Below are 10888 nucleotides of genomic sequence, written 5' to 3' on the forward strand. Positions count from 1 at the left end.
GATCTCCGTACTCAGACGCGCAGGCGCCGGGCCGTGGCGAACCATGGACGGGCGGCCGGCAGCCACAGCAGCACGGCGGCGACCGTGCCGGTGGCGAGCAGGGCGAGCCCCACGATGGACAGGCCGGTCAGGACGGTGTTGAAGACGTTCGCGACCGCGAGGACCGTCGCGGCGGTGCGGGCCCAGGACTTGCCCTTGCCGTTCATCACCGCCATCAGGATCCACAGCGCCACGGCCACCGCGCCGAGCACGACGAACAGCGTCAGGCTGGTGTTGACAGTGGCGTCGATCTTCTCGGGGGTGAGCGGCTGCTTCTGCCCGCGCAGCATGTCGCGGGCGTCGTTGGCGAGCCGGTCGCGGGAGCCGAACACGGCGATGGCGGACACCGCGGACAGCGCCGCGCCGACATACATGAGGTAGACCGCGATCTGGACGACCCGGGGACGCTCCGTCGGCCGCGCGGACGCGTCCTCCTCGGCGCGTGGCCAGCTGGGCATCGGAGGGATCCCGGACATGCCCGAGGTCCCGGACGTGCCCGAGGTCCCGGACGTGCCAGAGGTCCCGGACGTGCCGGGCCCGGGTGAGTGCGTCTCGCTCATGCGGACCTCCTGGTCGTGTGTCCCCATCCTCGCCGACACCTGTTCGCGTACCGACTGCCACCTTGCCATCGGCAAGGGTCGCGGCGCGCGACCGACCCCGGACGGCATCCCGCTCACACCGGCCGGGGTAGGCGGCCGGGGCCGCCGGCGGCGGTCGCCGGTGCGTTCCGGCGGTGTTCTCGCAGTGTTCCGGCAGTAAGGTCGGTGACCGTGACGCACCCACGGATGGCCGCTCGCCTGCAGGGGCTCGGGACGACGATCTTCGCAGAGATGTCGGCGCTCGCGCTGCGAACCTCCTCGATCAACCTCGGCCAGGGTTTCCCCGACACCGACGGCCCGACCCCGATGCTGGACGCCGCGGTCGACGCGATCCGGTCCGGCGAGCACAACCAGTACCCACCGGGCATCGGCATCGCCGCCCTGCGCGAGGCGGTGTCCGCGCACCAGCGCCGCTTCTACGGCCTGGAGTACGACCCCGACACCGAGGTGCTCGTCACCGCGGGCGCGACCGAGGCGATCGCGGCCGCGTTGCTGGCCCTGGTCGAGCCGGGCGACGAGGTGGTCGCACTGGAGCCGTACTACGACTCCTACGCGGCCGGGATCGCGATGGCCGGCGGCCGGCGCGTGCCGGTCACGTTGCGGGCGCCGGACTTCCGGCTGGACGTCGACGCGCTGCGCGCCGCGGTCACCTCGCGCACCAAGCTGCTGCTCGTCAACTCACCACACAACCCGACCGGCACCGTGCTCACCGCGGACGAGCTGGCCGCGATCGCCGAGCTGGCCGTCGAGCGCGACCTGCTGGTGGTGACCGACGAGGTGTACGAGCACCTGTCCTACGACGGCGCGCCGCACATCCCACTCGCCACGTACCCCGGTATGCGCGAGCGCACCGTGACCATCTCCAGCGCCGGGAAGACGTTCGCCGTCACCGGCTGGAAGATCGGCTGGGTCTGTGCCACATCGCCGCTGGTGGCCGCGGTGCGCACCGCCAAGCAGTTCCTCACCTACGTCTCCGGCGGGCCGTTCCAGCCGGCGGTCGCGCAGGCGCTGGCGTTCGGCGACGACTACTACGACGGCCTGCGGTCGTCCCTGCAGGGCAAGCGGGACCTGCTCAGCGAAGGTCTGTCCTCGCTCGGGCTGGACGTGTTCGTCCCGGGTGGGACGTACTTCGTCACCACCGACGTACGCCCCCTCGGCTACGACGACGGCGTGGAGTTCTGCCGGATGCTGCCCGAACGCTGCGGCGTGGTCGCCATCCCGCACGAGGTGTTCTACGACGACAAGCAGGCCGGGCGCCCTCTGGTGCGCTGGGCGTTCTGCAAGCGGGACGAGGTGTTGTCCGAAGCGGTCGAACGCCTGCGGTCCGGGCTGAGCGGCAGGCGGCGGTAGCGGGCTGGCCCAGCACGTGCCCTATCCGGCCGGGCCGTCGGCGTACAGGCGGGTGACCTCGGCGGCGCTGCGCACCATCAGGTCGCGCAGCTCCGGCGGCTCCAGCACCTCCAGGTCCGGCCCGAACCGGAAGAACTCCATCCGCGCATGGGTGGGCGTCTCGATCGGCAGCGTCGCCCGCACCCAGCCGTGCTCGTCCGGCGGCCCGGCGGTCTCCCGCAGCGCCCGGGCCGCGTGCGGGCCGAGGTAATAGGGCACGAGGTCGCGGGCCAGCGGCGACAACCGCACCACCGCCTCGGCGTGGAACAGCCGGGCGCGGTAGTCCTCGGCCCAGGACGCCCAGTAGGTGGCGAGGTCGAAGTCGCCGGCGCGTTCGAAGCGGTCCGGCCGCTGGGTGAGTGAGCGGATCCGGCCGACGCGGTAACTGCGGAAGTCCCCGTCGACGCGGGCCGCGACGTACCAGACCCCCGTCTTGAGAACCAGGCCGTACGGCTCGAGCACGCGGGTGACCTCCTCCCGTCCCCACGGCTCGTAGCGCACCTCCACCAGGTGCTGGTTCCAGACCGCCTCGGCCAGCGCGGCCAGGTGCTCGGGGCTTTCCACCTCGCGGAACCAGTTCGGCGCGTCCAGGTGGAACCGCTCCCGGATCCGGCCGGCGCGTGAGCGCAGCTCCGGCGGCAGCGCGGCCAGCAGCTTCACCTGCGCGGCCGCGAGCACCGAGCCGAGGCCGAGCTCGGCCGCCGCGTCGTCGGGAATGCCGGCGAACAGCGACTCCGCCTCGTCGCCGGTCAGCCCGGTGAGGCGGGTCCGGAATCCGCCCAGCAGCTGGTAGCCGCCGGCCGGGCCGCGGTCGGCGTAGACGGGGACGCCCGCCGCCGACAGCGACTCGACGTCGCGGTAGACGGTGCGGACCGAGACCTCCAGCTCCCTGGCCAGATCGGGGGCGGTCATCCGGCCACGGGTCTGGAGCAGGAGCAGGAGGGACAGCAGTCGGCTGGCGCGCACCTTCGCTCCCTTCCGGCGCCTGCCCACTGAGCCTGCGCCGTTCGCTGGTCCCCGCGGTCTCGCGTTCTCCCCGCGGTGCGTTGGAATCTTCTCGTACTTACCTGACAGTAGTTGACAGGTATACCGGCGAGGGTTGGCCGCGTGCCCGACCGTGGGCATGAGCATCCCGACGAACCAGGGAGAAACCCACCCATGTCGAACGCCTCGACGCCCGCCACTGCGAGCTCGGCCGCCACTCCGAGCTCCCCCACCGACCCGAACGCGAGCACGGAAGCAGACGGCACGTTCGCCTACACCTCGTGGGAGGAGACCCAGCCGGAGCCGGGCGAGGAGCTTCCGCGGGTGGCACACGCGTACACGGCCAACACGTTCACCGGCGCGATCGACGGGACCGGCAGGGCCCACCACGTGATGTTCTACGGGCCGGGCGAGGGCCAGTGGGGAGCCGGCCGCTACCACGGCTACGAGAAGGTGGCCGGCACGGTCGCCGGCCGGACAGGCACCTTCGTCCTCGCCCACGACGGCGGGTTCGCCGACACCACGGTGCGCGCGGACTGGACTGTGGTGCCCGGGTCGGCCACCGGGGAGCTCGCCGGACTGTGCGGACGAGGAAGCTTCGTCGCCGAGCAGGGTGTCGGCGCGGTGGAGTACACCTTCGACTACGCCTTCGACGACCAGCAGCAGTGACCCCGACGGAGCAAAGGAGCCCCGTGATGAACGACACCGTCCGGCCCGAGTCGGCCGCCGGCACCGAATCCGCCACCCAGTTGTACGACGCCAGCACGGCCCGGATCGCAGCCCTCGTTCGCGACGCGGACCCGAGCACGCCCGTCGACGCCTGCCCGGGCTGGACCGTGGAGCAACTGGTCGCGCACCTGGCGGGCGGTCTCGGCGACTTCCTGGCCCGCCGGTTCGACCTGGCCCCCGGCGACGACTTCGGGGAGCGGACCGTGCGCGAACGTCGCGGGCAGGCCGTGGCCGAGTCGCTCGCGGAGTGGGAACGCCACCGAGCCGAAGCCGGCGACCTGCTCGCCTCGCCGATGGGCGGTGTGCTCGTCGCCGAGGTCGTCTCCCACGAACAGGACCTGCGAACCGCGCTGGGGCGACCCGGCGCGCGCACCGACCCCGGCGTCCGGGTCGGGCTGACCAGGCCGCTGGAGCAGATCGACCAGCGCCTGCGGGAGTCCGGCGGTCCGGCCGTCCGGCTGATGATCGACGACGAGAAGGAGCACCGGACCATCGGAGAAGGCGAGCCGGTCGCCACGCTGCGCGTCTCGGCGTACGACCTGCTGCGCACCATCGGTGGTCGACGTACGCACGACCAGGCGCGCGCTCTGGACTGGGACGGCGACGCCGAGGCGGCGCTGGACTCGCTGACCCTGTTCGGGAGCTTCCGCGACACTCCCTTGCGGGGCGAGTAGTCCGGCCAGGGCCGGGCGAGTCGAAGTCCGGGACACCGGAGAAGGAGTGGAGTCATGGCACTCGAGTTCGGGCGGGAGCAGGTGCTGGCGTACCGCGCCGCCGCGCAGGGCCTGGACCGGTCCACCGACGACCCGGACAAGCTGGCTGTGTTCGACCTCGGTGTGCAGCACAGCGCCGCGCACACCGCCCGGCTGGCCCTGTCGGCCCGGTTGCCCGACGGCGACGAGGACCCGTTCGCCGACGGGAGCGCGTACGCGGTGTTGTGGTCGGTACGCGGCGCTCCTCACCTGCACCGGCGCGCCGACCTCACCCACCTGGCCCGGGCACTGTGGCCCCGCGGCGAGGCGGACGCACACTCCCGGCTGGCCGCCGAACGCAAGCCGCTCAAGGAGGCGGGCATCGGCTCGCTGGAGGCGTTCGCCACGGCGGCGAAGGTGCTGCGGTCGGTGGTGACCAGGCCGATGCCGAAGGGCGAGGTGAGCTCGGCCGTCACCGAGAAGCTGCCGGACGCGTACTCCTACGACTGCCGGAGCTGCAAGGCCCGCCACGTCTACGGCGGGCTGCTGCAGCACGTCGGCCTGCCCGCCGGCGTACGCCAGGAGTTCGACACGTCCCCTCCGGTGCTGGCGCCGCTGGAGAAGCGGCCCGCGGTGCCCACCAAGCCGGCCGGCACCGCCGATGTCGTCCGTGCGTACCTCCGGTTGCACGGTCCGGCGACGGCCGCCGACGCGGCGAGCTACTTCGGCACCTCCCAGGCGGAGCTCCGGCACAGCTGGCCGGACGGACTGGTCGAGGTTCGCGCCGACGGGCGGAAGTGCTGGCTGCCCGAGGAGGACCTCGCCGCGTTGCGCGGTGCGTCCGCGCCGGACCACGTACGGCTGCTGCCGCCGCTGGACCCGTTCCTGCAGTCGCGCGACCGCGACCTGCTCGTCCCCGACCCGGCGCGGCAGAAGGAGGTCTGGAAGATCCTCGGCAACCCCGGTGCCGTCCTGGTCCGCGGTGACGTCGCCGGAGTGTGGCGGGCGAGGACGGCGGGCCGGAAGCGGCTGGCGGTGACGGTGCGGGGATTCGGCCGGATCAGCAGGACCGAGCGGGCACTGCTCGCGGAGGAGGCCGAGCGGATGGCCGGCGTCCGCGGACTCACGGAGGCTGCCGTGACGTACGAGACCTGACATACCCGATGGATCCCGCGAAAGCCGGGCACCCGGTGGACCGGGAATAGACCCGCGGCACACATCGCTGAAGCAGATCAGTTGAAGGTTGAACGATCTAGGGAGGCGGCAGCCGTGCAGTTCGGCATCTTCACCGTCGGCGACGTGACCGTGGACCCCGCCACCGGCCGGGCGCCGACCGAGCACGAGCGCATCAAGGCGATGACCGCCATCGCGCTCAAGGCCGAGGAGGTCGGGCTCGACGTCTTCGCCACCGGCGAGCACCACAACCCGCCGTTCGTGCCGTCCTCCCCCACCACGATGCTGGGCTGGATCGCAGCCCGTACGACCAAGCTCGTCCTGTCCACGTCGACCACGCTGATCACCACGAACGACCCGGTGAAGATCGCCGAGGACTTCGCGATGCTGCAGCACCTGGCCGACGGCCGGGTGGACCTCATGCTCGGCCGCGGCAACACCGGGCCGGTCTACCCGTGGTTCGGGCAGGACATCCGGCAGGGCATCCCGCTGGCGGTGGAGAACTACGCGCTGCTGCACCGGCTGTGGCGGGAGGACGTCGTCGACTGGGAGGGACGGTTCCGTACGCCGCTGCAGGGCTTCACCTCCACGCCGCGACCGCTGGACGGCGTGCCGCCGTTCGTCTGGCACGGGTCGATCCGCAGCCCGGAGATCGCCGAGCAGGCCGCCTACTACGGAGACGGCTTCTTCGCCAACAACATCTTCTGGCCCAAGGACCACTTCCGCCGGCTCATCAACCTGTACCGCACGCGCTACGCCCACTACGGGCACGGCACACCGGAGCAGGCGATCGTCGGCCTGGGCGGGCAGGTGTTCATGCGGGCCAACTCCCAGGACGCGGTCCGTGAGTTCCGGCCGTACTTCGACAACGCGCCGGTCTACGGGCACGGGCCGTCACTGGAGGAGTTCACCCGTGAGACGCCGCTGACCGTCGGCAGCCCGCAGCAGGTCATCGAGAAGACGCTGACCTTCCGCGAGACGTTCGGCGACTACCAGCGCCAGTTGTTCCTGATGGACCACGCGGGCCTTCCGCTGAAGACGGTCCTGGAACAGCTCGACCTGCTCGGCGAACAGGTCGTGCCGGTACTGCGGGAGGAGTTCGCCAAGGGCCGTCCGGCCGGCGTGCCGGAGGCTCCCACGCACGCCTCCCTGCTCGCTCGCCGCGCCGCCGGTAGTGAGTCCGCCGAGAACACCGAGAACACCGCCGAGGAGTTGATCCCGTGACCACACGTACGCGTACGCCCCTTCGGCTCACGGTCGTCTCGGCCGGGCTGAGCGTCCCGTCGTCCACCCGGCTGCTGGCCGACCGCCTCACCGAAGCGACCCGGAGAGCACTGGCGGCCCGGGGACGGGAGGTCGAGGTCACGGTGGTCGAACTCCGCGACCTGGCCGGTGACGTCGCCAACAACCTGGTAACCGGCTTCCCCTCGCGCCGGCTGACCGACGCCCTCGCGGCGGTCTCCGAGGCGGACGGCCTGATCGCCGTCACCCCGGTGTTCTCCGCGTCCTACAGCGGGTTGTTCAAGTCGTTCTTCGACGTGCTCGACAACGACGCGTTGACAGGTACGCCGGTGCTCGCCGCGGCGACCGGCGGGACGGCACGCCACTCGCTCGCCCTGGAGTACGCGCTCCGGCCGCTGTTCTCGTTCCTGCGGGCGGTCGTCGTACCCACCGCGGTTTACGCGGCCAGCGAGGACTGGGGTGGGCGCGGCGACTCCATGACCGAAGGACTGCCCACCCGGATCGATCGTGCCGCGGGCGAGCTGGCCGACCTGCTGGCAGGCCGCGGGCGCGGCGACGTGCGTGCGACGGACGGTGCACGGGCGAGCGGCGTGCAGATAGGTGGCACCGCGGCGGACGGTGAGGTCCGCGTCGCGGACCACCGGCCCACCGGCGAGGAGACGTTCGTTCCGTTCGAGCAGTACCTCGCCGCGCTGAGGCCCGACTAGGGCGTGTCCTGCGGATCTTCATCGCAGGAGCAGGATGAGGCAGGCGATGAGTACTTCGGAGCGGTAGTAGGCGGCTCGTTTGGCGTAGCGGGTGGCCAGGCCGCGGAACTGTTTGAGGCGGTTGAAGCAGCGTTCGACCACGTTGCGGTTCCGGTACAGCTCGGCGTCGAAGGCTGGTGGGCGCCCGCCGGCCCGGCCGCGTTGTTTGCGGCGTTGGATCTGGTCGGAACGTTCGGGGATGGTGACCTTGATTCGCCTGTGCCGTAAGGCCTTGCGCGTAGAGGGATGGGAGTAGGCCTTGTCCGCCAGCACCCGCCCGACCTGCACCCGCACCCCGTCGATCCGCAGGTCTGCGATCCCATCCAGCAGCGGCAGCAGTTGAGGGTTGTCACCGGCCGGGCCGGGGGTCAGGATCACGCTGACCGGCAGGCCGGTGCCGTCGACGGCCAGGTGCAGTTTGCTGGTCAGCCCGCCCCGGGATCTGCCCAGGGCTTCTCCGGGCACGGCGAGGGCTTCGATCCAGTCCGCGCAGCCCCCTTTTTCCGGGCCCCAGCAGCATGCTGGTGTGCCCGGATGTGGGTGGAGTCCACGCTGATCACCCACTCGACCTCGCCGATCGAGTCGTCCTTGGTGACGACCTCGGCCATCAGCGTGTCCCAGGTGCCGTCCGCGGTCCACTTCCGTAACCGTTCATGGGCGGTCTTCCATGGCCCGTAGCGTTCTGGCAGGTCACGCCAGGGCGCCCCGGTGCGCAACTTCCACAAGATGGCATTGACCACCTGCCGATGCTCACGCCACCTGCCACCTGGTGTTCCCGCACCCGGCAGCAACGGCTCTATCCGCGCCCACGCCCGGTCAGTAACCTCACCCCGTCCAACCATCCACACATCGTGACCGAACAATCACACCAAGATCCGCAGGACACGCCCTAGCCTCGGGATTTCACGTCGTGGGTGGTGTGTGCGGCGTGTAACGCACGAAGTGCCTTCGCTGCTCGGGAAACTTGTGATTGCGACGTCGCAAGTAGTACCGAGTGGAAGGCACTTCGTAGGTGAAGCGTATCCCGGCTGTGGGTGTGGTGTTGGACTCGGCTCGTGAGTCGTTGGTGTCGAGTTCGGGTGGGTTGTTGTTGGCGCGGACGGTGCGGGTGTCGGGGCTGGCGCGGGCGTTGTCGGTGGCGTTGGCGCCGTGGCGTGGCCGGCGGGCGGTTCATGATCCGGGCAAGGTGATCTGTGATCTGGTGACCGCGGTGGCGTTGGGTGGGGACTGTCTTGCCGATCTGGGTGTGGTGCGGGCCCAGCCGGGGCTGTTCGGGGCGGTGGCTTCGGATCCGACCGTGTCGCGGTTGATCGCGACCCTGGCCGGTGACGTCGAGGTGTCGCTTGCGGCGATCCGGGCCGCGCACGCCGCTGCCCGTTCCGCGGCCTGGGCGGCCCGGCGGCCGCTGCCCGCACGTGCGGGCTCTGGTGAGGGCGGGCAGGTGACCGTGGACATCGACTCCACTTTGGTGACCGCGCATTCGGACAAGGAACACGCCGGGCCGACCTACAAGCGCGGGTTCGGGTTCGCGCCGATGTGCGCGTTCGTCGACCACGGCGAACACGGCACCGGTGAGACCCTGAGCCTGCAGCTGCGGCCGGGCCCGGCGTCCCCGTTCAACGTCGCCGATCACATCGACGCCCTGGATCTGGCGCTGGCCCAGCTCCCCGAGCACGAGCGGGCCCAGGTACTGGTCCGCGCGGATTCTGGGGCGTGTTCGAAGAAGTTCCTCCACCACGTGACCGACGCCGGTCTGGAGTACTCGATCGGGTACTCCGCCACGGCGACGGTCAAAGCCGCCGTGGAGGCGATACCGGCGCAGGCGTGGCGGTCAGCCCTCGACGGTGACGGTCAGGCGCGTGAGGGCGCCCAGGTCGCCGAACTGACCGCCTGGATGCCCACCCCCACCATCAAACCCAGCCGGCCCGGCCCACAGAACTGGCCGGCCGGTATGCGGGTGATCGCCCGCCGAGAACGCCCCCACCCCGGCGCCCAGCTCCGGCTGACCGACGCAGACGGATGGCGCGTCACCTGCTTTGCCACCAACACCAAAGGCCCCGGCTGGACCCTGCCGGTACTGGAAATCCGCCACCGCCAACGCGCCCGCGCCGAAGACCGCATCCGCTGCCTCAAAGACACCGGCATGGCCAACCTGCCCTTCGCAGGCTACGACCGCAACCAGATCTGGCTGGCCATCGTCGCCCTGGCAGCCGACCTGCTCACCTGGACCCAGACCCTGGCCTGGCCCGACCAGCCACCCAACCAGCCGCAAGTGCGCCGCTGGGAACCCAAACGATTCCGGCTACGCCTGCTGTCCGTGGCCGGGGCGCATCATCGCCACCGGCCGGCGACAACTCCTGCGACTGCTTCCCGCGACTGGCCCTGGAACCCACTCATCGACACCGGCTGGGCCACCCTCAACACCACCTGACAACAAACCCCCACCCAACGACCAAGGACCAGGAGAACCGGCGACCACAGCGCCGGGAACCACCCCTGCCACCACCGGGCGAGAGCCAGCACCCCACCAGAAACCACGGCCACACGACACGAAGACCAGCCAGATGAAAGATCGAGGCTAGGGCAAGACCCGACCGACCCACCGACGAGCCCACCGGAGGATCGCGATGACCGACAGGTTCAACACCTTCCGCCCCGACGGCGAGGCCACCGAGGACCGCTGGGCCGGGGCTCTCCACCTCTTCGACCAGGCCGGGCCCACCGGTTTGGCCGACCGGGCCGATCTGGCCGGCAGTGCCGACGAGGAGTCGGCCGCGGACCGGTGGGAACGCGCCGGCCTGATGTTCGGTGAACGCCGCTACATCGAGGCCGCGCGCCTCCTGGCCGGGCTCGTCGAGGAGTTCCCCCGGAACACCTCGGCGCGGCTGCTGCTCGCCCGCGCCTACTACCACTCCGCCCAGTTGAACCGTGCCGAGGAGCAGTTGCGCGCGGTGATCGACCAGGACCCGGTCGAGCCCTACGCACACCTGTTGCTGGGCAGGGTTCTGGAGCGCCAGAGCCGTGGTCACGAGGCCGCGACCTGGCTACGTAGAGCGGACGCCTTCACCGCCGACGTGTGACACCTGGACAGTCCGTCCTGTGGATCCGGGACGCGTTGCCCGAACCACGGGACGGACCACAGAATCCCCTGTGCATGAAGGCGAATCGGCCCAACGACAGCGAATCTCTTGTCGGTGGTCGCCGGTAGCATTCGATCATGTCTTCGAGTGAGTGGGGTGCCTGGACCGGTGGCGGTGCCGCCGACCGGATCCTGGCTGCGCTCGACTCGGTGGAC

At 70.9% G+C, this 10888-nt stretch carries 11 protein-coding genes and 1 pseudogene; 9 read left to right on the forward strand and 3 right to left on the reverse strand.

The features are described 5' to 3' along the window. Window positions 1-11: 11 nt before the first annotated feature. Window positions 12-497 (reverse strand): hypothetical protein, encoded by a 486-nt coding sequence (locus tag ABZV93_RS12485; protein ID WP_354933966.1) that lies wholly within the window; start codon window positions 495-497, stop codon window positions 12-14. 16 nt (window positions 498-513) lie between these two features. On the opposite strand from ABZV93_RS12485, the gene ABZV93_RS12490 reads away from it, so the two are divergent. Together ABZV93_RS12490 and ABZV93_RS12495 are read left to right on the forward strand one after the other, a co-directional pair. After that, window positions 514-798, forward strand: coding sequence for a hypothetical protein (locus ABZV93_RS12490; RefSeq protein WP_354933968.1), 285 nt, complete (start codon window positions 514-516; stop codon window positions 796-798). A gap of 26 nt (window positions 799-824) precedes the next feature. Next, window positions 825-1988, forward strand: coding sequence for a pyridoxal phosphate-dependent aminotransferase (locus ABZV93_RS12495; protein WP_354934000.1), 1164 nt, complete (start codon window positions 825-827; stop codon window positions 1986-1988). A 21-nt stretch (window positions 1989-2009) separates the two neighbouring features. Here the strand turns inward: ABZV93_RS12495 and ABZV93_RS12500 are convergent, their stop codons facing one another. Further along, window positions 2010-2993, reverse strand: a complete 984-nt coding sequence (locus tag ABZV93_RS12500; RefSeq protein WP_354933970.1) for a YafY family protein — start codon at window positions 2991-2993, stop codon at window positions 2010-2012. Window positions 2994-3185: 192 nt separating this feature from the next. Between ABZV93_RS12500 and ABZV93_RS12505 the strand changes: the two genes are divergently transcribed. The 5 genes from ABZV93_RS12505 to ABZV93_RS12525 all read left to right on the forward strand — a co-directional run bounded on the left by ABZV93_RS12505 (window position 3186) and on the right by ABZV93_RS12525 (window position 7554). After that, on the forward strand, window positions 3186-3680 hold the full coding sequence (locus ABZV93_RS12505; RefSeq protein WP_354933972.1) for a DUF3224 domain-containing protein: 495 nt from the start codon (window positions 3186-3188) through the stop codon (window positions 3678-3680). A gap of 26 nt (window positions 3681-3706) precedes the next feature. After that, window positions 3707-4414 carry a maleylpyruvate isomerase family mycothiol-dependent enzyme gene (locus ABZV93_RS12510; protein ID WP_354933974.1) on the forward strand — a complete coding sequence of 236 codons (708 nt, stop codon included), beginning with the start codon at window positions 3707-3709 and terminating at the stop codon, window positions 4412-4414. Window positions 4415-4468: 54 nt separating this feature from the next. Continuing rightward, window positions 4469-5587 carry a winged helix DNA-binding domain-containing protein gene (locus ABZV93_RS12515; protein WP_354933976.1) on the forward strand — a complete coding sequence of 373 codons (1119 nt, stop codon included), beginning with the start codon at window positions 4469-4471 and terminating at the stop codon, window positions 5585-5587. 114 nt (window positions 5588-5701) lie between these two features. After that, window positions 5702-6829: an LLM class flavin-dependent oxidoreductase gene (locus ABZV93_RS12520; protein WP_354933978.1), complete on the forward strand. Its 1128-nt coding sequence runs from the start codon at window positions 5702-5704 to the stop codon at window positions 6827-6829. Further along, window positions 6826-7554, forward strand: coding sequence for an FMN reductase (locus ABZV93_RS12525; RefSeq protein WP_354933980.1), 729 nt, complete (start codon window positions 6826-6828; stop codon window positions 7552-7554). Before ABZV93_RS12520 ends, ABZV93_RS12525 begins: the two co-directional genes overlap by 4 nt. Before the next feature lie 18 nt (window positions 7555-7572). On the opposite strand, the pseudogene ABZV93_RS12530 reads toward ABZV93_RS12525, so the two are convergent. Then, window positions 7573-8435 (reverse strand): annotated as a pseudogene (locus ABZV93_RS12530) (IS5 family transposase). A gap of 200 nt (window positions 8436-8635) precedes the next feature. Between ABZV93_RS12530 and ABZV93_RS12535 the strand changes: the two are divergent. Together ABZV93_RS12535 and ABZV93_RS12540 are read left to right on the forward strand one after the other, a co-directional pair. Then, window positions 8636-10024 (forward strand): IS1380 family transposase, encoded by a 1389-nt coding sequence (locus tag ABZV93_RS12535; protein WP_354933982.1) that lies wholly within the window; start codon window positions 8636-8638, stop codon window positions 10022-10024. A gap of 196 nt (window positions 10025-10220) precedes the next feature. Continuing rightward, the gene (locus ABZV93_RS12540) at window positions 10221-10673 is read left to right on the forward strand and encodes a tetratricopeptide repeat protein (protein WP_354933983.1); all 453 of its coding nucleotides are present in this window, start codon (window positions 10221-10223) and stop codon (window positions 10671-10673) included. Window positions 10674-10888: the final 215 nt, after the last annotated feature.

The sequence above is a fragment of the Actinopolymorpha sp. NPDC004070 genome (assembly GCF_040610475.1).
Lineage (GTDB): Bacteria > Actinomycetota > Actinomycetes > Propionibacteriales > Actinopolymorphaceae > Actinopolymorpha.

Bases quoted from the DNA above. Each gene is read 5' to 3' on its own strand.
- ABZV93_RS12485 (WP_354933966.1), bottom strand. From the start codon at position 497: ATGCCCAGCTGGCCACGCGCCGAGGAGGACGCGTCCGCGCGGCCGACG.
- ABZV93_RS12490 (WP_354933968.1), top strand. From the start codon at position 514: ATGCCCGAGGTCCCGGACGTGCCCGAGGTCCCGGACGTGCCAGAGGTC.
- ABZV93_RS12495 (WP_354934000.1), top strand. From the start codon at position 825: ATGGCCGCTCGCCTGCAGGGGCTCGGGACGACGATCTTCGCAGAGATG.
- ABZV93_RS12505 (WP_354933972.1), top strand. From the start codon at position 3,186: ATGTCGAACGCCTCGACGCCCGCCACTGCGAGCTCGGCCGCCACTCCG.
- ABZV93_RS12510 (WP_354933974.1), top strand. From the start codon at position 3,707: ATGAACGACACCGTCCGGCCCGAGTCGGCCGCCGGCACCGAATCCGCC.
- ABZV93_RS12515 (WP_354933976.1), top strand. From the start codon at position 4,469: ATGGCACTCGAGTTCGGGCGGGAGCAGGTGCTGGCGTACCGCGCCGCC.
- ABZV93_RS12540 (WP_354933983.1), top strand. From the start codon at position 10,221: ATGACCGACAGGTTCAACACCTTCCGCCCCGACGGCGAGGCCACCGAG.